This is a genomic window from Halopseudomonas pachastrellae (assembly GCF_900114765.1).
GTDB lineage: Bacteria > Pseudomonadota > Gammaproteobacteria > Pseudomonadales > Pseudomonadaceae > Halopseudomonas > Halopseudomonas pachastrellae.
Window position 1 is genome coordinate 155,371 of the sequence record NZ_FOUD01000001.1, and the last position, 21,599, is coordinate 176,969.

Here is a 21,599-nt window from a genome sequence, read left to right on the forward strand (position 1 = left end):
CGACACTTTTTTGGATGCCCGAGTTGGGCGCAAGCGGATGATGGATGCCTATGAGCAACAGCCAGAAATACTTGGAGTTTGAACAGCCGATCGCCGACCTGCAGGCCAAAATCGAAGAGCTGCGTCTGGTCGGTAGTGACAACGCGCTGAACATCACCGAAGAGATCACCCGGTTGCAGGAGAAGAGCAAGTCCCTGACCGAGAGCATCTTCGGCAACCTGAGCAGCTGGCAGGTCGCGCAAATGGCGCGCCACCCGCAGCGTCCCTACACGCTGGATTACATTCGCCACATCTTCACTGATTTTGAAGAGCTGCACGGTGATCGTCACTTTGCTGACGATGCTGCAATTGTGGGTGGTATTGCGCGTCTGGACGGCCGTGCGGTCATGGTCATCGGTCATCAGAAAGGTCGTGACGTAAAAGAAAAGGTACGCCGCAACTTCGGCATGCCCAAGCCGGAAGGCTATCGCAAGGCCTGCCGTCTGATGGAGATGGCCGAGCGCTTCAAGATGCCGATCGTCACCTTTATCGACACCCCCGGCGCGTACCCCGGTATCGACGCTGAAGAGCGCGGCCAGAGCGAAGCCATTGCCTGGAACCTGCAGGTCATGTCGCGCCTGAAGACCCCGATCATCGCCACCGTTATCGGTGAGGGTGGCTCCGGCGGTGCGCTGGCGATCGGTGTCTGCGATCACCTGATGATGCTGCAGTACTCCACTTACTCGGTTATCTCGCCCGAAGGCTGTGCCTCCATTTTGTGGAAGAGCGCCGATAAAGCCGCAGATGCGGCGGCGGCCATGGGCATTACCGCCGAGCGTTTGAAAGAGCTGGGCCTGGTTGACACCCTGATCCCTGAGCCGCTGGGCGGCGCGCAGCGCTCACCCCAGGAAACTGCAGCGCGCATCAAGCAGCAGTTGATTACCCAGCTGGATAAACTCGGTGCCCATTCCAGCGACGAGCTGCTGGAAGCGCGTTACCAGCGCCTGATGTCCTTCGGTATTCAGTGAACCCGCAGGGGCTGCTGAGGCAGCTCGCTCCCTGCATGGGCGCCCCGGCCTGGTGGCTGGGGTTGTCCGGCGGCCTGGACTCGATGGTTCTGCTTGAACTAATGAGCCAGGCCCGCCAACTCTCAGATATCCCTCCGCTTCACGCCATTCATGTGCACCACGGACTGCATCCCGAGGCTGACGCCTGGGCGGCGCATTGCCAGCGTGCCTGCGATGTGCGCGGCGTGCCGCTGACGGTCGTGCGTGTGCAGGTGGTGCAGGGCGGGAGTGTCGAGGAGGCGGCGCGTGATGCCCGCTACGCGGCCTTTGCCGATATGCTGGCGCCCGGCGCTGAATTGCTGCTGGCCCATCACCGCGATGATCAATTGGAAACCCTGATGTTTCGGCTGATGCGCGGCACCGGTGTGCGCGGCTTGAGCGGCATGCCGGCGCGCCGTGCGCTGGGCGCCGGCTGGCTGTCGCGACCGCTGCTCGATTGGCGACGCAGTGAGCTGGAGGCTTGGGCTCGGCAGCAGGGACTGGACTGGATTGAAGATCCGGCCAATGCCGATGAGCGTTTTGCCCGTACGGCCCTGCGGCACCGGATTTTGCCCGGATTGCGTCATGAGTGGCCGCAGCTGGATCGCAGTCTGCTGCGCCTGGCCGAGCATGCCAGTGAGGCCGGTGCGTTGCTGGATGAGTTGGCGCAGGATGACCTGCAGCTGGTGGCGGAACCCAGTGCTGATCCGTGGCTGGCCGGCTGGCCGAGCCTGCTGCTGGCGCCGCTGCTGAGTTTGTCGGCCGCCCGGCAACGCAACCTGCTGCGCTGCTGGTTGCGTCAGCAAGCGGTGCGTATGCCGGACCATCGCCAGTTGCTAGAGGTGCAACAGCAACTGGCTGCTGGCCCTGATGCCCAGCCACAGCTGAAACTGGATGGCTTTGTTCTGTACCGTTCGTCAGATCGTCTTTGGCTGGTTCCGGCGCACTGGCTGCCAGCACGCAGCGAACAGTCGTTGTTACCGCTGCACGGAGCCCTGGCGCTGGCGGGCAATGGCACGCTGGACTGCCGGCCGGGGGCAGGTGGTTTGCGCGACCCGGGCGCTGGTGGCTGGCAGGTGCGTTATCGTCAGGGCGGCGAGCAGATCAAGCTGGCCGGGCGTCCGACCCAGTCGGTGAAACAGCTGTTGCAGGAGGCGCAGATCCCTGCCTGGCTACGCCCGTCAGTACCGTTGCTATACTCTGGCGGCGAGCTGGTGTCGGTGGCTGGGCGCTGGAACGCGGAGCGGGCTTTGGTCGAGGGTGCAGGCAGCGGTTTTACGGTCAGTTGGAAGCCGGTTTCGGATTGAGCAAGCGGGGGCTGTCTGGTATCCTGACTTCCCATCTTGTCGAGACTTTGGCTGGCCGTTCAGGTTGCCTCTGACTCCCTTCGAATTCCTCGCGGTGCAAGCCGCTTAACTGTTCAATCTATGGGTTTTTCATGACGCGCTACATCTTCGTCACGGGTGGTGTTGTTTCTTCTTTGGGCAAGGGCATTGCCTCGGCGTCCCTCGCGGCGATCCTTGAGGCGCGCGGTCTGAAGGTCACCATGCTAAAGCTGGATCCCTATATCAACGTGGATCCGGGCACCATGAGCCCCTTCCAGCACGGCGAAGTCTTCGTAACCCACGATGGCGCCGAGACTGACCTTGATCTGGGCCATTACGAGCGTTTCGTCAACGCCACCATGAGCCAGAACAACAACTTCACCACCGGTCGTGTCTATGCCGACGTGCTGCGCAAGGAGCGCCGTGGTGACTACCTGGGTGCGACCATCCAGGTGATTCCGCATATTACCGACGAGATCAAGAGCCGCATCATCAAAGGTGCAGGCGATGCCGACGTGGCGCTGGTCGAGATCGGCGGTACCGTGGGTGACATCGAGTCCCAGCCGTTCCTTGAGGCTATCCGTCAGCTGCGAGTAGAAGTGGGTGCCAAGCGCGCCATGCTGATGCACCTGACGCTGGTGCCGTACATCGCCACCGCTGGCGAGACCAAGACCAAGCCGACCCAGCACTCGGTGAAGGAGCTGCGCTCCATCGGCCTGCAGCCCGACGTACTGATCTGCCGCTCTGATCACCCGATCGACCTGTCCTCGCGCCGCAAGATCGCGCTGTTCACCAACGTGGAAGAGCGTGCGGTTATCGGTCTGGAAGACGTTGATACCATCTATCGCATCCCCTCCGTACTGCACGCCCAGGGCCTGGACGACTTCGTCGTTGAGCGCTTTGGTCTGGAGTGCGGTTCTGCCGATCTGGCCGAGTGGGAGCGTGTGGTTGACGCCAAGCTCAACCCCGAGCACGAAGTCACCATCGCCATGGTCGGCAAGTACATGGAGCTGCTGGATGCCTACAAGTCGCTGATCGAAGCACTCAGCCACGCCGGTATCCAGGCGCGCACCAAGGTTAACGTGCGTTATATCGACTCCGAAGACATCGAGCAGCAGGGCCTGTCGCTGCTGGACGGCGTCGACGCCGTGCTGGTGCCGGGCGGCTTCGGTTCCCGTGGTGTCGAAGGCAAGATTGCTGCGGTGCGTTACGCCCGCGAGAACAAGATTCCCTACCTGGGCATCTGCCTGGGCATGCAGGTGGCGGTCATCGAATACGCCCGCAACGTGCTGGGCTGGAGCGATGCCAACTCCACCGAGTTCGACAAGACTTCCGGCCACCCGGTTGTTGGTCTGATCACCGAGTGGCAGGACGCATCCGGTGAAACCGAGCTGCGTACCGAGGCTTCCGACCTGGGCGGCACCATGCGCCTGGGTGCTCAGGAGTGCTCGCTGGAGCCGGGTTCCAAGGCTCACGCCTGCTACGGCAAAGACGTCATCGTCGAGCGTCACCGTCACCGCTACGAGGTCAACAACAACCTGCTGCCTGATCTGCAGGCCGGTGGGCTGCAGATCTCCGGCCGTTCCGGCGACGGCGCGCTGGTCGAGGTGGTTGAAGTGGGCGATCACCCGTGGTTTGTGGCGTGCCAGTTCCACCCGGAATTCACCTCTACGCCCCGTTACGGCCACCCGCTGTTCAGCGGCTTTATCGGTGCGGCGCTCAAACAGCGCGGCTAAGCCCAGACACAAGTCCAGACAAGAGGCTGGTTCATGACACAGAAAATCGTGCGCGTTGGCGATATCGAAATGGCCAACGACAAACCCTTCGTGCTTTTCGGCGGGATGAACGTACTGGAGTCCCGTGATCTGGCAATGCAGATTTGCGAACGCTACGTCGAAGTGACCGAGAAGCTGGGTATCCCCTATGTGTTCAAGGCCAGCTTCGACAAGGCCAACCGTTCCTCGATCAACTCCTTCCGTGGCCCCGGCCTAGAAGAGGGGCTGAAGATCTTTGAAGAGGTCAAGCGCACCTTCAACGTGCCGGTGATCACCGATGTGCACGAGCCCCATCAGGCTGCGCCGGTTGCCGAAGTCTGTGACATTATCCAGCTGCCGGCCTTCCTTTCCCGGCAGACTGATCTGGTTGTGGCGATGGCCAAGACCAATGCCGTGATCAACATCAAGAAGGCCCAGTTCCTCGCGCCGCAGGAAATGAAGCACATCCTCACCAAGTGTGAAGAGGCGGGCAATGACCGTCTGGTGCTGTGCGAGCGTGGTTCCTCCTTCGGCTACAACAACCTGGTTGTCGACATGCTCGGCTTTGGCATCATGAAGCAGTTCGAGTACCCGGTGTTCTTCGACGTGACCCACGCCCTGCAGATGCCGGGTGGCCGCAGTGACTCGGCCGGCGGTCGTCGTGCCCAGGTTACCGATCTGGCCAAGGCGGGCATGAGCCAGGGCCTGGCGGGTCTGTTCCTCGAAGCACACCCTGATCCTGATAACGCCAAGTGCGATGGCCCCTGTGCCTTGCGCCTGGACAAGCTGGAGCCGTTCCTTGCTCAGTTGAAGTCGCTTGATGAGCTGATCAAGAGCTTCCCGACGCTGGAAACGGCTTGAGCCGCTACCGCTTTCACCCGATTGACTCGACATACGGAGCTAGCAAGTAAAGATGGCAAAAATCATTGATATCAAGGGACGTGAGGTTCTGGACTCGCGCGGCAATCCGACCGTTGAAGCGGACGTGATTCTGGAAGGCGGCATCATGGGCAGCGCCTGCGCACCCTCCGGCGCCTCCACCGGTTCGCGCGAAGCGCTGGAACTGCGTGATGGCGACAAGAGCCGTTATTTGGGCAAGGGCGTGCTCAAGGCTGTTGCCAATATCAATGGCCCCATCCGCGAGCTGCTGGTTGGCCGCGATGCGACCGCTCAGGCTGAGCTGGACCGCGCCATGATCGAGCTGGACGGCACCGAGAACAAGGCTACGCTGGGCGCCAACGCCATCCTGGCTGTTTCCCTGGCTGCGGCCAAGGCTGCTGCTCAGGCCAAGGGCGTGCCGCTGTACGCGCACATCGCTGATCTGAACGGCACCCCCGGCGTTTACTCCATGCCGGTACCGATGATGAACATCATCAACGGTGGTGAGCACGCCGACAACAACGTCGACATTCAAGAGTTCATGGTTCAGCCGGTTGGCGCCAAGAACTTCGCCGATGCACTGCGCATGGGCGCCGAGATTTTCCACCACCTCAAAGCGGTTCTGAAGGCGCGCGGCCTGAACACTGCCGTGGGTGATGAAGGTGGCTTTGCGCCGAACCTGGCGTCCAACGAAGATGCGCTGGCTGCCATCGCCGAAGCCGTTGCCAATGCTGGCTACACTCTGGGTGATGACGTCACTCTGGCACTGGACTGCGCTTCCAGCGAGTTCTACAAAGACGGCAACTACGATCTGGCCGGCGAAGGCAAGGTATTCGATGCTGCCGGTTTTGCCGACTACCTGGCTGGCCTGACCCAACGCTACCCGATCATCTCCATCGAAGATGGCATGGACGAGTCCGACTGGGCTGGCTGGAAAGTCCTGACCGACAAGATCGGTGAGAAGGTACAGCTGGTCGGTGACGACCTGTTCGTAACCAACACCAAGATCCTCAAGCGCGGTATCGACGAGAAGATCGGCAACTCCATCCTGATCAAGTTCAACCAGATCGGTTCGCTGACCGAGACCCTGGAAGCGATCCAGATGGCCAAGGCTGCCGGCTTCACCGCCGTCATCTCGCACCGCTCTGGTGAGACCGAAGACAGCACCATCGCCGACCTGGCGGTGGGTACCGCTGCCGGTCAGATCAAGACCGGTTCGCTGTGCCGTTCCGACCGCGTTTCCAAGTACAACCAGCTGCTGCGTATCGAAGAGCAACTGGCTGGCCAGGCGCCCTATAAGGGTCGCGCCGAGTTCCGCGGCTGATCGGTCTGGTGGGTACGCTCACGCGTACCCGCCGTTCCTCGACAGGAGCACCCGGTTTGAAATGGCTCTGGCTGATTACGCTGTCACTGTTGGCAGCCCTGCAGTACCGGCTCTGGGTTGGTGAGGGCAGTCTTGCCCATGTATCGCAGCTCAAGCAGCAGATCGCTGCGCAAGCACGCGAGAACGAGCAACTGCTGGAACGTAACCGTGTGCTGACCGCTGAAGTCATCGAACTCAAGCAGGGGCTTGAGACCGTTGAAGAGCGTGCCCGCCGTGAGCTGGGCATGGTCAAAGAGGGTGAGACCCTGTTTCAATTGAGCGAGCCATGAGCGCCGCTACACCTGATTTCTGGGTAGTTCTGCCCGCCGCCGGCGTCGGCGCGCGTATGCAGGCAGACCGCCCCAAGCAATACCTTCTCTGGGGTCAACGTACCCTGATCGAACACACACTGGCTTGCTTCCTGGATCAACCGGGGCTGCGCGGGTTGGTGGTTTCCCTGTCTGCTGATGATGGCTGGTGGCCGACGCTACCCTGTGCCCAGGATGCGCGTATCACCCGCGCAGTCGGCGGGCGCGAACGTGCCGATTCGGTGCTCAACGGCCTTATGGCGCTGCGGGAACTGGGTGCGGCCGATGACGACTGGGTGCTGGTGCACGACGCGGCCCGCCCCAATCTCACCGACGGTGACCTGCACAAGCTGCTGAGTACGCTGGCGAGTGATCCGGTCGGCGGCTTGCTGGCGGTGCCGGTGCGCGACACCCTCAAGCAAATCGGCCCAGATGGGCGGGTTACGGCCACGCCGGATCGCAGCCAGTTCTGGCAGGCCTATACGCCGCAGATGTTTCGTCTCGGGCCACTGCGCAAGGCTTTAACAGATGCGCTGGCGGCTGGGGCGCTGATTACCGATGAGGCTTCTGCCATGGAGTGGGTGGGGCTGGCGCCGTTGTTGGTTGAGGGGCGGGCTGATAATTTGAAGATTACTCGTCCTGAGGATCTGGAGTGGTTGCGTCAGCGGGATAGTTGATCTCGCGTTGCCGTTTTATTCCTGTATTTTCGGTGCTGTCTGATATTTCGCTTTTCGCCTTTTCCGGCGAGCCAAGGGGGCTGATTGCCCAGCCCCCCAAAGGGAAGCGCTAACTCATTTCACACGCCCTCTGCGAGTGCTCAAGCGTGCAGATGCAAGGCGCGATGCGCGGCCAATAGTGGTTCTATTGGCAAGCAGCGCAACGCAGTCAGATGCATGCTTGAGCGCTCGCCCTGCGGGGCGCTCCGGCCGGTCCGCACTCTGTGTTATGGCTTCTCGACAGGTCCCGACATGCCTTCGAAACCACGCCTTGATTGCGGACCGGCCGGAGTGCCAGAGGACATGTGAAATGAGTTAGCGCTTCCCTGAATCCCCCGGGGCACCCGACTACGCGGCCCTTCGGGTTCGCTGCGTTGCTCGATTTATCGGGGTGGCCGGCGAGGTGAGCCACAAAACTCGGGGGCTCTGCCCCCTCAGACATCCTGTGGCTCTTTTTCCCGATAAATCTGCGCTACTCGCCCGCGTAAACGGGACGAACCCGTCGTGCACACTCCACCGTACAAGTGTTCGTTAACCTTCCTGGCGTGAAGCCATTTCGCGCTACCCCGGAATCCCGCGATGGCTGCATGCCGTTTCCTATGGGTTTGATTCCTGTCCGCCCTGGTCCTGAACACCGTTTGTCGTGCCCGTCTGTTTGCAATTGACCGATACCATGCGAATAAATATGCTGTACGCATATACAGTATTTTGTTGAGGTTTTCATGGGCGCGGTGGTTGCACTTGATCGGTTGCTGGAGACGCGTCGTGTCTGGCGTGGGCGGCAGCGGAGTGAGCCGGTGGCTGAGCAGCCGACCGGGCATGCGGCGCTGGATGCGTTGTTGCCCGGTGGTGGCTGGCAACTGGCTGCGCTGAACGAGATTCTGCTGGGCGCTCCCGGTAGTGGCGAGTTGCAGTTGCTGTGGCCGCTGCTGGCGCGTTTGACCCAGGCGGGGGAGCGGGTGGTGCTGGTGGGGGCGCCGGCGATACCCTTCGCGCCGGCCTGGCAGGCGGCGGGCGTGGTGCTGGCGCAGGTGTCGCTGCTGCAGGTCAGTGGTGCCGAGCGGCTTTGGGCAGCGGAACAGTGCCTGCGCTCGGGCAGTTGCGGCGCGGTGTTGTGCTGGCCTGAGCAGGCAGATGATCGCGCCTTGCGCCGGCTGCAGGTAGCGGCTGACAGCGGCCAGACCCTGGCGTTTGTACTGCGCGATCGGCGCGCTGCAGACAACCCGTCGCCCGCGCCCTTAAGACTGCTGCAGGAGCGCCAGCCCCGGCAGTGGCGGGTGCTCAAGTGCCGGGGCGGGGTTGCACCGGCGCGTCCTGTGCCGGTTTCGCTGTGAGGCTGTCATGCGCTGGCTTTGCATTCTCTTTCCCCAGTTGGCACTGGATGCGGTGCTACGCAGTCGCGACGATCCGACGGTGCCGTTGGCGCTGCTCAGCGGGCCGCCGCAGCGGCGTGTGTTGCAGGCAGTCAATAAGTCGGCGCGGGAGCAAGGGCTACGCTCAGGGCAGAGCCTGACCCAGGCACGGACGCTGCTGGAGAACTTTGATACGGTTGAACATGACCCGTCGCAGACCGAGTATTGGCAGCAGTTTTTGGCCAGTTGGGCCTACGGTTTCAGCGGCCATGTGAGTCTGGATTTCCCGCGTACTCTGTTGCTGGAGGTGGCCTCCAGTTTGCGTCTGTTTGGCCCCTGGCCTGAGCTGGAACAGCGCCTGCGCGCCGAGCTGCAGGCGCTGGGCTTTCAGCATCGGCTGGTGTTGGCGCCCAACCCGTTGGCAGCACGTGTGCTGGCCAATGTGGCAGACGGCCTGGCGGTAGATGAGCTGGCACTACAGGCCGAGTTGCAGCGCTTGCCGGTGGCGCGCAGCGGCCTGCCGAGCGAGCTGGTCGAGAGCTTGCAGCGCATGGGCTTGCGCCGTCTGCAGCAGGTGCTGGAGTTGCCGCGTGACGGGCTGGCCAAGCGTTTTCCGCCGCAGTTGCTGGCACACCTTGATCAGTTGCAGGGGCATCATCCGCTGGCGCTGAGTTGTTATCAGCCGCCGGATCATTTTCGCCAGCGCATCGAGTTCAACTTTGACGTCGAGTCGACCACCTCGCTGTTGTTCCCGTTACGGCGTTTGATTGGTGACCTGGCGACCTTTCTGGCCGGGCGGGACTGTGGCGTGCAGCGCTTTGTGCTGCTGCTGGAGCACCGCCGCCAGCCGGCCAGTGAGGTGTCGGTCGGTCTACTAAGCGCCGAGCGTGACGGCGAGCGGCTGTTTGAATTGGCGCGGGGGCGGCTGGAGCGGTTGGAGCTTGCCGCACCGGTGCAGGCGCTGACCCTGCTGGCCGAGGACCTGCCACGCTTTGTCCCTGCCGCAGCAGAGCTGTTCAGCAATCGGCCGCAGCAGTCGCAGAACTGGCTGCAGGTCTGTGAGCGCCTGCGCGCGCGCCTGGGCGACAAGGTAGTGCAGCCGCTGGCGGCGGTGGATGAACATCGTCCCGAGCGCAGCTGGCTGGCGCAGGAGCGGGGTGACGCCGCCGCGCGTCCGGCCGGGCCACGGCCCGGCTGGCTGCTGGCCGAACCGGTACTGCTCAATGACCTGTTTCCGCGGGTGCTCGCGGGGCCTGAGCGGATCGAGTCCGGCTGGTGGGATGGTGATGACGTGCGGCGTGACTACTACCTGATCGAAACCCGCGACGGACGCCGGGCCTGGGCCTTTCATGCCGCCGGGCGCCCCGGCCCGTTCTGGGTGCATGGGTGGTTTGCATGAGCGCGGGCTACGCCGAGCTGCATTGTCTGTCCAACTTCAGCTTTCAGCGTGGGGCGTCCAGTGCGCAGGAGCTGTTCGTCCGCGCCCGCCAACACGGCTATGACGCCCTTGCCATTACCGATGAGGCCAGTCTGGCCGGGATCGTCCGTGCCTGGCAGGCGGCGCAGGAATGCGGCCTGAAGCTGATTGTCGGCAGCGAGATTCAGCTGGAGCACGGCCCCAAGCTGGTATTGCTGGTTGAGAACCTGACCGGTTATCAGAGCCTCTGCCGCTTGCTGACTCTGGCCCGTCGCCGAGCCGGCAAGGGCGAGTATTGTCTGCGGCTTGAGGATCTGGCCGGTGCACTCGACGGTTTGCTGGGCCTGTGGCTGCCGCGCCATGGCCAGGACGAGGAGCACGGTCGGCAACTGCAGCAACTGTTGCCAGAGCGCCTGTGGCTGGCGGTCGAGCTGCACCGTGGCCCGGATGACGCGCGCAAGCTGGATCAGCTGCAGGGGCTGGCGGCGCGGCTTGGCTTGCCCTGCGTTGCGGCGGGGGATGTGCACATGCACGTGCGCGGACGGCGCGCACTGCAGGACACGCTGACCGCGTTGCGTCATCACTGCACGGTCATGGAGGCGGGGAGCCGGTTGTTTGCCAATGGTGAACGCCACTTGCGCAGCCTGTCAGCGCTGGCGGCGATCTACCCGCCCGCGTTGCTGGAGGAAAGCCGCCGTATCGCCGCACGTTGTCGGTTCGACATGAGTGAGCTGCGCTACCAGTATCCGCGTGAGCTGGTGCCGGAGGGGCATACGCCGTCCAGCTGGCTGCGTGAGCTGACCTGGCGCGGCGCTGCCTGGCGTTGGCCACACGGCGTCAGTGACAAGGTACGAGCGCAACTGGAACATGAGTTGGCGCTGATCGCCGAGAAGGCCTACGACAGCTACTTTCTGACCGTGCAGGACATCGTCGCCTTTGCCCGTGAACAGCAGATTCTCTGTCAGGGGCGCGGGTCTGCCGCCAACTCGGCGGTATGTTTTGCCCTGGGGATCACCGAGCTGGATCCGGCACGCAGCAACCTGCTGTTTGAGCGCTTTATCTCCCGTGAGCGTGACGAGCCGCCGGATATCGACGTGGACTTTGAGCACGAGCGGCGCGAGGAGGTCATCCAGTACATCTTTCGCCGTTATGGCCGCGAGCGCGCCGCGCTGACCGCGGTGGTCACTCGTTATCTGTCGGCGGGTGCCGTGCGTGATGTGGCGCGTGCGCTCGGGCTGCCGCAGGAGCAGATTGATCAGCTCGGGCGCTGCTGCAGTCGCTGGAGCAAGCAGGTGCCGAATGCCGAACGCTTGGCTGAGGCCGGATTTGATGTGAACAATCCCTGGCTGCACCGGGTGTTGACGCTGGCGGGCGAACTGATCGGCTTTCCGCGTCATCTATCTCAACACCCGGGCGGCTTTGTCATGTCGGATGCGCCGCTCGATACCCTGGTGCCGGTCGAGAACGCCAGTATGGCCGAGCGCACGGTGATCCAGTGGGACAAGGACGATCTGGATGCGGTCGGCATGCTCAAGGTCGATGTGCTGGCGCTGGGCATGCTCAGTGCGTTGCGCCGCACCTTCGACCTGCTGCGCCAGCACCGTGGTCGTGATCTGACGCTGGCGAGCATTCCGCCGGATGACGAGCCGACCTACGAGATGATCAGCCGCGCCGATACCGTCGGCGTGTTCCAGATTGAGTCGCGGGCGCAAATGGCGATGCTGCCGCGGCTACGGCCGCGCTGTTTCTACGATCTGGTGATACAGGTATCTATCGTGCGGCCCGGGCCGATTCAGGGCGACATGGTGCATCCCTTTTTGCGCCGCCGTAACGGGGAGGAGGAGGTCGACTATCCATCGCCGGAGCTGCGTAAGGTGTTCGAACGCACCCTCGGCGTGCCCCTGTTCCAGGAGCAGGTGATGGAGCTGGCGATTGTGGCTGCCGGATACACGCCGGGCGAGGCGGATGAGTTGCGTCGCTCGATGGCGGCCTGGAAGCGCCACGGCGGGCTGGAGCACCACCGCCAGCGATTGACCGAAGGCATGCTGGCGCGCGGTTACAGTCAGGCCTTCTCCGAGCGCATCTTTGATCAGATCAAGGGCTTTGGCAGCTATGGCTTTCCCGAATCCCACGCTGCCAGCTTTGCCTTGCTCACCTACGCTAGCAGCTGGTTGAAATGCCACGAGCCGGCGGCCTTTACCTGTGCGCTGATCAACAGTTGGCCGATGGGTTTTTACAGCCCGGATCAACTGCTGCAGGATGCGCGCCGCCACAAGATCGAGATTCGCCCGGTGGATGTGCGCTACAGCGACTGGGACTGCTCGCTGGAGGCGCTTGAGTCGGCAGCTGGGCAGCCAGCCATTCGCCTCGGGTTGCGGCAGGTAAAAGGTCTGAATCAAGAGGATGCGCAGCGCCTGCTGCAGGCTCGTGCGCAACAGGGCTTTACCGATGTGGCGGATTTGGCCCAGCGCGGCGGGTTGAGCAATCGTGCCCGTGCGCAACTGGCTGACGCCGGCGCGCTGCGCGGGCTGGCGGGTAATCGTTTTCGCGCGCGTTGGGCTGTGGCCGGGGTAGAACCGCAACTGCCGCTGTTACAGGCGCAGCATGATCAGGCGGAAAGCCCGGCAGTGATTCCGCAGCCATCGGTGGTGGAAGACATGGAGGCCGATTACGCCAGCCTTGGCACCAGCATGGGGCCGCATCCGTTGGGTTTGCTGCGTGAGCAGTTGCGCGAGCTGGATTGCCGCAGCTCACGTGAGCTGCTGGCGCTGGCGCCGGATCAGCCGGTACGCGTGGCCGGGTTGGTTATCGGCCGCCAGCGCCCGCAGACCGCCACCGGGGTGACCTTTGTCACCCTGGAAGACGAGTTCGGCATGATTAATGTGATCGTCTGGAGCGACTTGGCCGAGCGGCAGCGCTTGGTGCTGCGCGGCTCACGGCTGCTGGAAGTGCGTGGCCAGTTCGAGGCACGTGATGGCGTGCGCCATGTGATCGCCCGGCAGTTGCATGACCTGACCGGACTGTTACAGAAATTGACTGTACGCAGTCGGGATTATCGCTGAAAGCCGTCGAAGAAGGCCTCGACCACTGCGGCATCGAGCTGGTCGATGTGCGGCGGTTGCCAGCGCGGTTGCTTGTCCTTGTCGACGATCAGCGCTCGCACGCCTTCCATGATGTTGCCTTTCTCAAACCACTGGCGACCAATGTGCAGCTCCATGGCAAAGCAGTCGGCCAGCGGCAGTGCGGCGCCGCGCAGCAGCATGGCCTGGGTGACGGCCATGGCCAGGGGTGAGCGGTTGTCGATGATTTCGATGGTGCGCTTAGCCCAATCGCTGAACTCGGGGCGCTGCTCGCTGGCCAGTGAGGTGCGGATGGCAGCGATGTTGGGTTGGCTAAAGTGCAGGTCGATGGCTGGTTGCAGCGCCTTGAGCTCTGACGCGGGCAGTGCGCAATTAGCCAGTGCTGCGACCTGTTCGCGCAGGTTGCTGCCTGCCGGGTTGAAGCTGTCGATCAGCGCTTCCAGCTCACTCAGCCGGTCGCTGCTGATGCACAGGTCACCAAGGCCTGCGTACAGCGCGTCGCTGCTGCCCACGTGGTTGCCGGTGATGCCCAGGTACATACCGAGTTGACCCGGCAGGCGGGACAGGAAGTAACTACCGCCCACATCCGGGAAGTAACCGATCGCGGTTTCGGGCATGCCGAGGCGTGAGCGTTCGGTCAGCAGGCGAATACCGGCGCCTTGTGCCAAGCCCATGCCACCGCCGAGAACAAAGCCATCCATCAACGCCAGGATGGGTTTGGGGTAGGCGTGAATATAGGCGTCCAGGTCATATTCTTCGCTGAAGAAGGTTTCCGGCTCATGGTGGCGGCCAGCCAGGTAGTTGTCATACATGTAGCGGATGTCGCCGCCAGCGCAGAAGGCGCGCTCACCGGCGCCGCGCAGCACTACCGCTTCTACCTCGGGATCCTTGGCCCAGCTCGCCAGTTGCTGCTGCAGCACGCGGACCATGTCCAGGTTGAGTGCGTTCAGCCCGGCGGGGCGGTTGAGCGTGAGCTGACCAATACGGCCACGGCGTTCGATCAGCACCAGCGGCGCAGGTGTCTCCGACATGCGAATCTCCTTTCAGATGGCTGCCGCGCCGGAGTCTTGTGGGTTGTTGGCCGGGCGACGAAAACGGACTGCGCGACAGGCAAATGGCGGTCGCACGGCGATAGGGAGGGCTGCAGTATAGGGGAGTGACTCGGGGAGAAAAATGCGTGTGAGGCAGGGCCTGAAACCATGAATGTCAGGCAATAAAAAAACCGCTGATCGGGGTTAACCAATCAGCGGTTTTGAACCTGGTTGCGGGGGCAGGATTTGAACCTACGACCTTCGGGTTATGAGCCCGACGAGCTACCAGACTGCTCCACCCCGCGTCAGAGGGCGCCATTCTACTGTTTTAGGAATGGCTGTCAAGCGATTGAACGAAAAGAATTTTTTATTTTCGCAGAATCAGTTTGCAAGACCCCTCACCCGCGGCTGTGGGTTGCTGACGGTATAGCGTCCGCTGTCGGCGTCTCGGCTGACGCAGGCCATGGCAACGTCCGGGTCGTGAGTGAAAACCAGGCGCCCGTTGACTGCAATCAGGCTGTCGAGCAGGGCTTCCTTTTCCTCGATCAGGGTTTCCGGGAAGCGGTCGTAGCCCATGGTGATCGGCAGGTGTACCCAGGGCGCGCCCGGGATCAGATCACCCGGAAACACGACCGGGCCGTCGGGCATGTCGATGATCGGGATCATCAGCCCCGGTGTGTGGCCGTCGCTGAAGCGCAGGCGCCAGTCCGGGCCCAGGGTGTTGGATTTCTTGCCGTCTTCGACCAGCTCCAGACGACCGCTTTCTTCCAGTAGGGTGAGCAGCTCTGGAATGAACGAGGCTTGGTCACGCGGATGCGGACGGCGGGCCCGTTGCCAGTGGCGCAGGCCGGTGATGAAGGTGGCGTTGGGGAACAGCAGCTGCGCTGGCTGGCCCTCTTGCCAGGCGCTGAGCAGGCCGCCGGCGTGGTCAAAGTGCAGATGGGTCAATACGACTACGTCGATGTCGGCATCGCTCAGACCAACCTCGGCCAGGCTGTCGATCAGGACGTGGCGGTCTTCGACCACCCCGTAACGGGATTTTAGATTGGGCGCGAAGAAGGCGCCGATGCCGGTTTCAACCAGAATGTTGCGGCCATCCTCCTGCACCAGCATGGCTCGGCAGCTCAGCGCGATCCGGTTCTGTTCATCGGCGTCGACCCAGCGGGACCAGAGGGCCTTGGGGGCATTGCCGAACATGGCGCCGCCATCCAGGCGTTGGCTGTTGCCTTCCAGCGTGGTGATTGTGCGCATGGCTGATCGTTCCTGTGTTGGGTGTTTATGCAAAAAGGCGGCGCAGTGGCCGCCTTTTTTGAAAAGGATCAAAGGCTGAAGGTGTAGCCGATGATCACGCGGTTCTCGTCGATGTCGCTGCCGAAGGTGCTGCGGTAGGTCGCATTGCGCCAGTGCAGCGACAGATTCTGCAGCGGGCCGCTCTGCACGGTATACATCACATCACTGTTGCGTTCCCACTCGTGGTGACGACTATTCGCGACTTCGATATTGCTGCCATGGGTGTAGCGATTCATCAGCTTGAGGCCGGGCAGGCCCAGTTCGGCAAAGCTGAAGTCGTGGCGTAGCTGCCAACTGCGCTCATCGCGGTTGGCAAAGTCGTTGACCTGCACCAAATGCGTGAGGAAGGGGTCGGTGCCGCTCAGGTAGGCAAAGCCGGTGTGGCCTTCCATCTGCTGATAGCTGCTGGTCAACTTGTGCATGCCCGCTTGCCACGAGAGGGTGGCGCTGCTCATGCGGTTGTCGATGTTGCTGCGGCCTGCGTCGCTGCTGTCGGCGTAGCGCAGGTTCAGCGCCAGCGTGCCGGCCCCCAGCGGCTGGCTGTGGTTGAGCACCAGATAGTGCTGGCGGTAGATCGACTGCAGCTCGCCGTAGTGATAGCTGAGCTTGGTCGCGTCGCTGACAGCCCAGGTGGCGCCGGCAAAGTCAAAGGCGTCGCTGTCCTGCTTGCCGGTTACTACCACGTTGCGCGCGCCGCCCTGTACCGGGCGCATGTCCTGATAGTCGGATGAGTCGCGCAGGTTGATGGCATCAAAGCGGCCCAGCTCTAGCTGCAGGTTGTCGCTGCCCTGTGCCTGCAACCAGCCACCGCGGAAGCTTTGTGGCAGCAGGCGGCTGTCGTTGTGCATGGCGACCGGCAGTGAGGGAATCAGGGTGCCGACGCGCAGCACGTGCTCATCCAGCTTGAGTTTGGCGGTCAGGCCCAGCTCGCTGTATTCGTCCATGGCGCGGCCTTCACTGGTGTCGCGCTTGAGTATGCCGGTGCCACTGCGCTCCGGGCTTGAGTCGAGCTTGATGCCGAGCAGGCCGATAGCATCCAGGCCAAAGCCCAGGCGGCCTTCGGTATAACCGGACTGCCAGTAGGCGCGCACGCCCTGGGCCCATTCGTCGGCCTTGCTCTGGGCCGCGCCGCTCTGGCGAAAGTCGCGGTTGAAGTAAAAGTTACGCAGCTCGATGCGGCTCTGGGCGTCATCGACAAAGGCAGCGCTGGCCGGAGCCGCCATCAGGGCGGCAAGGGCGGTCAGTAGACAGGTTTGGGTCTTTTTCATTGTTGTGAGTCTCTTGTTTTTATTGGTCAGTCAGCGGTTTCCGCGTCGGTTTTCTGGTCCGGATGGGCGCTGCGGAAGCTCAACAGGTGAGTGCGCTCAATCAGCAGGTACAGCACCGCGCCGGTGGCCAGGCCCCAGCCTGCGCCGTAGACTGCGAGCACCACGCCCATGGTGCCGGCCACGCCGCGCTCGGCGTTGTTGCTCAACTGCTCGAAGCCGACCATCAGGCAGATGTAACCGGTCAGTACCAGCGTCAGCGACAGGGCGATCGGCAGCACGGGCTGGAAGAAGCTCACCAGCGGCAGCATGAACAGGGCGATGAAACCGGTGATCCAGAAAGTGCCGGCGCCGCTGTAGATGGAATCCATCGCCTTGCGGCCGTACTTGTAGCGCTCGGCCATGGTCGCGGCGACAGCGGTCCAGATTGGGCCAGCCAGACCGGGGTAGGGTGCAAAGAAGGCGTGCAGCGCGTTGCGGATGGCGGTGACCAGATGCACTCGGTCGATGTTGTTTTCGATCACTTCGTCCGGGCGCAGCTCATCGGCGCGCTGCATCAGTGACTGGCCGACGATGATGTCGCCAAAGGCAATGATGTAGGCAATCACGGCAGTCGGTACGGCCAGCATGAAGACCTTGGCCTCGGGAATGCCGACGGTGAACGGCAGGTAGTTCCACATCTCGCCGAAGGCCGGCGCGGTGATGCCCCAGCGTACGTCTGGCATTGTGTATTCGCCGACGCCAATACCAACCACGATAGCGATCAGCATGCCTGGCACCATGCCGTAGTTGACGATCTTGCGCATCAGCGGCAGGCGGTCGGTCAGCCCTTTGAATGACGCCGAGAACATCAGATACAGGCAGATGAGGGTACCGAGGGTCAGCGAGATCGGGGTGTTGGCCAGACGGCCGCCTGCGGAAATTTCACCCATCAGCGCGGCGATACCAGCGCCGATGATGATGCCGCCCTTCATCGAATTGGGCACGATACGCACCATGGCGCTACCAAGGCGAGTAATGCCGAGCACGAAGAAGATCAGGCAGACCAGCAGCTGCAACGCGAACAACGCCTGAATGGCCTGCGGGCCCGGCTCGAAGTCGCCGAGAAACAGCAGCACCACCGGAATTGCCGGGGTAATCCAGCCCGGCACCATGGGCACGCCGAGCAGCGCGGGCAGCATGAAGCCGACGCCACAAACGACAACATAAGCCAGCGCCACGTCGTAGGGCAGGCCGAGGTATTTCTCCAGCAAGGGGATCATGCCGAGGCTGACCACAAACATGATCAGCGCCTGCAGCATCTCGGCGGTTTCCCACCGATAGTGCACAAAGGGCAGTCGAATCTTGAATGGGCCACACGCCCAGAAAGGTTGTTCAGCGCCATCGGCGCGCTTGAAAATGTGCATGAGTAGCTCCGCCAGCCGGGCAAGACCTGGCTGCTTGTTGTTGTTGTGAAACGGCTTTTGAAGACTGGGCGTTACCGCGCACTTACTAGCCACCCCCAGGCGCAGGGCGCGGAGGTGATATCGAGCACAGGGTTAGCCCAGGGTTGTACTGACGGTCAGAGCGCCTTGGCCCAGTCTCGCAGCACGAACTTCTGGATCTTGCCGGTCGAGGTTTTCGGCAGTTCGGTGAAGATCACCGTCTTGGGAACCTTGAACCCGGCAAGGTGCTGGCGGCAGAAGGCGATGATGTCTTCGTGGCTGACATCGTGGTCGCGGCGCCGGGTAACGAAGGCGCAGGGCGTTTCGCCCCACTTCTCGTCGGGGCGGGCGACGACCGCGGCTTCCATGACCGCAGGGTGCTTGTAGAGCGTGTCTTCGACTTCAATGGTGGAGATATTCTCGCCACCGGAGATGATGATGTCTTTCAGACGATCCTTGATCTGCACGTAACCGTTGGGGTGGCAGACGGCGAGATCGCCGGTGTGGAACCAGCCGCCGGAAAAGGCTTCGGCTGTGGCTTCCGGGTTTTTCAGATAGCCCTTCATCACGGTGTTACCGCGCATGAAAATCTCGCCAATGGTCTTGCCGTCTTTCGGCACCGGCTTGAGGGTGTCCGGGTTGGCGACCATCACGCCTTCAAGGGTGGTGTAGCGCACACCTTGATGGGATTTGAGTTCGGCGCGCTCGTCCAGTGTCAGCTCATCCCACTCGCTGTGCCAGGCGCAGACGGTGACCGGACCATAGACTTCGGTCAGGCCGTAGGTATGGGTGATCTGGATGCCCATGTTCTCGACCGCGCCAATAACTTTGGCTGGCGGCGCGGCGCCGGCAACCATTGCCTTGACCGGGTGATCAATCGCGGCCTTGGCTGAATCCGGCATGCTCGCCAGCGCGTTTAGCACGATGGGCGCGCCGCACAGGTGGGTGACGCGGTGTTCGTGGATCAGGTGCAGGATCTTCTGCGGGTCGACGCGGCGCAGGAATACATGCACACCTGCCATTGCGGTGATGGTCCAGGGGTAACACCAGCCGTTGCAGTGGAACATGGGCAGTGTCCACAGATAGACCGGGTGCATGCCTATGCCCCAGGTCATCTGGTTGCCGATGGCGTTAAGGTAGGCGCCACGATGGTGGTAGATCACGCCCTTCGGGTTGCCGGTGGTGCCGGATGTATAGTTCAAGGTAATGGCTTGCCACTCGTCATCGGGCCAGTGCCATTCGAATTCAGGATCGCCTTCGGCAAGAAAGGCCTCGTAGTCGAGATCGCTCAGGGCTTCGCCTTCGCCGTATTCGGGGTCGTCGACATCGACAACCAGGATCGGGCGCTTGATCAGCTCCAGCGCCTCACGGATGACATCGTGGAACTCGCGGTCGGTAATCAGCACGCGGGCTTCGCCATGATCGAGCATGAAGGCGATGGCTTCGGCGTCCAGGCGCACGTTGAGGGTGTTGAGCACTGCGCCGATCATGGGTACACCAAAGTGGCATTCCAGCATGGCCGGGATATTCGGCAACATGGCGGCAACGGTATCGCCTTGGCGAATCCCTCGGCCATGCAGCGCAGAGGCCAGGCGACGGCAGCGCTGGTAGGTTTCCTGCCAGTTGCGGCGCAAGCTGCCGTGGATAACGGCGGGGTAGTTGGGGTAGACCGCGGCGGTGCGCTCGATGAACGACAGTGGCGACAGGGCCATGTGATTGACGGCGGCCGGTGCAAGGCCTTCCTGATAGATGCTCATGACGAATACCTTCTTGTAGTTATGCGTGGCACCGTTGCGAGTCGGTGCTTTGGCTGCTGCTGGCCGGTCCAGGCAAGATCGGCGTATTCTGTGCGGGGTATTTTATATATTGTTTTGTCTTAATATGGAATATGCACCAAGGTATTATGGTGTAATTACTATATGGTGAAGAATGAGTGATCTCCTCCCCACGTTGCACGGTTTGCTGCAGTCCGACCCCTTGCCGATGATGCTGGTCGATGCCGGCGGCCAGCCGATGTTTCGCAACGGTGCCTTGCTGGCGCTGGCTTCGGACACTCAGGGGTTGGCGGCCTGGCTGCCCCATAACCATGCAGAACTGGTGGCTGCGGCTGCCCAGCAACGCCGGGCCATTGAGGATGTGCACAATCGCTGTGGCGAGCGTCATCTGCTGTGGAGCTACATTCCGCTGGTCGAGACCGCGCAGGTCTGGGTGCGTGGGCGCGATGCCACGCGCTGGCTGCAGCACCAGCAGGAGGCGACGGTAGCGCGTCGGCTCTATCACTTGATCATCGAAAACACCACAGACCTGATCTCTCGTCACCGTCCGGACGGCCGCTTTATTGATGCCTCGCCGGCCTCCTGGAATCTGCTGGGCGTGTGGCCCGAGCAACTGCGGGGCGAGCGGCTGGACAGCCTGTTTCATCCGCAGGAGCGCGAGGCCCTGCAGACGCGTTTTCGCAGTGCGCTGGAGCAGGATGGCTATCTCACCTACAGCTATCGCATCCGCCACGCCAGCGGCGAGTACCGCTGGTTTGAAACCGCCAGCCGCGCCATTCGCGAGACCTACACCGGCGAGGTGGTAGAGGTCATCAGTGTGTCTCGCGATATCACCGAGCGCCTGCAGAGCGAAGAGCACAATCGCCGTCTGCAGGACGAGCTGGCCCATGCTGCGCGCTTGGCCACGCTCGGCGAATTGGCGTCCGGCATTGCCCATGAGCTGAATCAGCCGTTGGCGGCGATCCTCAATTACGCTGGCGCCAGCCAACGCTATCTGACCCAGCTGGGCAGCAGTGAACCGGAGGCAGAGCGGGTTGAGCACGGCCTGGCGCGGATCAGTGAACAGGCCGAACACGCTGCCTCGGTGATTCGGCGTTTGCGCGGTTTTTTGCGCAAGGGCACGCGGCGGTTGCAACAGGTTGACGCGGTGACCTTGGCGCATGAAGCGGTTGGTTTGTGCGCCTGGGAGGCATCGCAGCATCAGGTACAGATCATTGAGTACGCCGAGGCCGGTTTGCCCAGGCTGCAGGTCGATCCGATTCTGCTGCAACAGGTACTGCTCAATCTGCTGCGCAACGCCATTGATGCCAACCGGGAGCACTACCCGGAACACGCCTCGCAGGTGCAACTGCGCATCGTGGCGCAGGACGGGCAGGTGTGTATTGATGTGATTGATCAGGGGGCCGGCGTCAGCGCTGAGGCGCGCGAGCAACTTTTTGTGCCGTTTTACACCAGCAAGGCCGACGGCCTGGGCTTGGGGCTGTCCATGAGTCAGGGTATCGTAGAGGGCTTTGGCGGCAGCCTTGAGGCGCTGCCCGCCGAGTCCGGTGGCCTCTGTCTGAGGTGTTTGCTGCCAGCTGCGTCAAACTAAGGGA

16 protein-coding genes and 1 tRNA gene are annotated in these 21,599 nt (G+C 62.5%); 11 read left to right on the forward strand and 6 right to left on the reverse strand.

Annotation, left to right across the window (positions count from 1 at the left end; translation table 11 throughout):
• Positions 1-50: 50 nt before the first annotated feature.
• The 10 genes from accA (at position 51) to BM116_RS00860 (ending at position 13,201) form a co-directional block, all read left to right on the forward strand.
• Positions 51-1,007, forward strand: a complete 957-nt coding sequence (gene accA, locus BM116_RS00815; protein WP_083724532.1) for an acetyl-CoA carboxylase carboxyl transferase subunit alpha — start codon at positions 51-53, stop codon at positions 1,005-1,007.
• Positions 1,008-1,042: 35 nt separating this feature from the next.
• The gene (gene tilS, locus BM116_RS00820; RefSeq protein ID WP_083724530.1) at positions 1,043-2,332 is read left to right on the forward strand and encodes a tRNA lysidine(34) synthetase TilS; all 1,290 of its coding nucleotides are present in this window, start codon (positions 1,043-1,045) and stop codon (positions 2,330-2,332) included.
• Positions 2,333-2,463: 131 nt separating this feature from the next.
• A complete protein-coding gene (locus tag BM116_RS00825; RefSeq protein WP_083724528.1) occupies positions 2,464-4,086 on the forward strand; it encodes a CTP synthase in 1,623 nt (540 codons plus the stop codon).
• A gap of 33 nt (positions 4,087-4,119) precedes the next feature.
• Entirely contained in the window at positions 4,120-4,965 is an 846-nt protein-coding gene (gene kdsA / locus BM116_RS00830; protein ID WP_083724526.1) for a 3-deoxy-8-phosphooctulonate synthase, read from the forward strand.
• A 52-nt stretch (positions 4,966-5,017) separates the two neighbouring features.
• Complete coding sequence (gene eno / locus BM116_RS00835) at positions 5,018-6,307, forward strand: phosphopyruvate hydratase (protein ID WP_083724524.1); 1,290 nt, start codon at positions 5,018-5,020, stop codon at positions 6,305-6,307.
• A gap of 56 nt (positions 6,308-6,363) precedes the next feature.
• Complete coding sequence (ftsB, locus tag BM116_RS00840; protein ID WP_083724522.1) at positions 6,364-6,636, forward strand: cell division protein FtsB; 273 nt, start codon at positions 6,364-6,366, stop codon at positions 6,634-6,636.
• Positions 6,633-7,331, forward strand: coding sequence for a 2-C-methyl-D-erythritol 4-phosphate cytidylyltransferase (ispD, locus tag BM116_RS00845; RefSeq protein WP_083724520.1), 699 nt, complete (start codon positions 6,633-6,635; stop codon positions 7,329-7,331). Before ftsB ends, ispD begins: the two co-directional genes overlap by 4 nt.
• A 761-nt stretch (positions 7,332-8,092) precedes the next feature.
• Positions 8,093-8,704, forward strand: coding sequence for a translesion DNA synthesis-associated protein ImuA (gene imuA / locus BM116_RS00850; RefSeq protein ID WP_083724518.1), 612 nt, complete (start codon positions 8,093-8,095; stop codon positions 8,702-8,704).
• A 7-nt stretch (positions 8,705-8,711) separates the two neighbouring features.
• Entirely contained in the window at positions 8,712-10,121 is a 1,410-nt protein-coding gene (locus BM116_RS00855) for a Y-family DNA polymerase (protein ID WP_083724516.1), read from the forward strand.
• Positions 10,097-13,201: an error-prone DNA polymerase gene (locus BM116_RS00860; protein WP_211276245.1), complete on the forward strand. Its 3,105-nt coding sequence runs from the start codon at positions 10,097-10,099 to the stop codon at positions 13,199-13,201. Before BM116_RS00855 ends, BM116_RS00860 begins: the two co-directional genes overlap by 25 nt.
• Here BM116_RS00860 and BM116_RS00865 read toward each other — a convergent pair.
• The 6 genes from BM116_RS00865 to BM116_RS00890 form a co-directional block, all read right to left on the reverse strand.
• Entirely contained in the window at positions 13,192-14,250 is a 1,059-nt protein-coding gene (locus tag BM116_RS00865) for an enoyl-CoA hydratase/isomerase family protein (protein ID WP_083724512.1), read from the reverse strand. The genes BM116_RS00860 and BM116_RS00865 overlap by 10 nt on opposite strands.
• Positions 14,251-14,478: 228 nt before the next feature.
• Positions 14,479-14,555: transfer RNA gene (locus BM116_RS00870), tRNA-Met, on the reverse strand.
• A gap of 76 nt (positions 14,556-14,631) precedes the next feature.
• Entirely contained in the window at positions 14,632-15,501 is an 870-nt protein-coding gene (locus BM116_RS00875; protein ID WP_083724510.1) for an MBL fold metallo-hydrolase, read from the reverse strand.
• Positions 15,502-15,569: 68 nt separating this feature from the next.
• Positions 15,570-16,808 (reverse strand): OprD family porin, encoded by a 1,239-nt coding sequence (locus BM116_RS00880; protein ID WP_083724508.1) that lies wholly within the window; start codon positions 16,806-16,808, stop codon positions 15,570-15,572.
• A 26-nt stretch (positions 16,809-16,834) separates the two neighbouring features.
• Positions 16,835-18,211, reverse strand: a complete 1,377-nt coding sequence (locus BM116_RS00885) for a solute carrier family 23 protein (RefSeq protein ID WP_083724506.1) — start codon at positions 18,209-18,211, stop codon at positions 16,835-16,837.
• A 155-nt stretch (positions 18,212-18,366) separates the two neighbouring features.
• A complete protein-coding gene (locus BM116_RS00890; RefSeq protein ID WP_083724504.1) occupies positions 18,367-19,986 on the reverse strand; it encodes an acyl-CoA synthetase in 1,620 nt (539 codons plus the stop codon).
• A gap of 172 nt (positions 19,987-20,158) precedes the next feature.
• Between BM116_RS00890 and BM116_RS00895 the strand changes: the two genes are divergently transcribed.
• Positions 20,159-21,595 (forward strand): sensor histidine kinase, encoded by a 1,437-nt coding sequence (locus tag BM116_RS00895; RefSeq protein WP_083724502.1) that lies wholly within the window; start codon positions 20,159-20,161, stop codon positions 21,593-21,595.
• Positions 21,596-21,599: the final 4 nt, after the last annotated feature.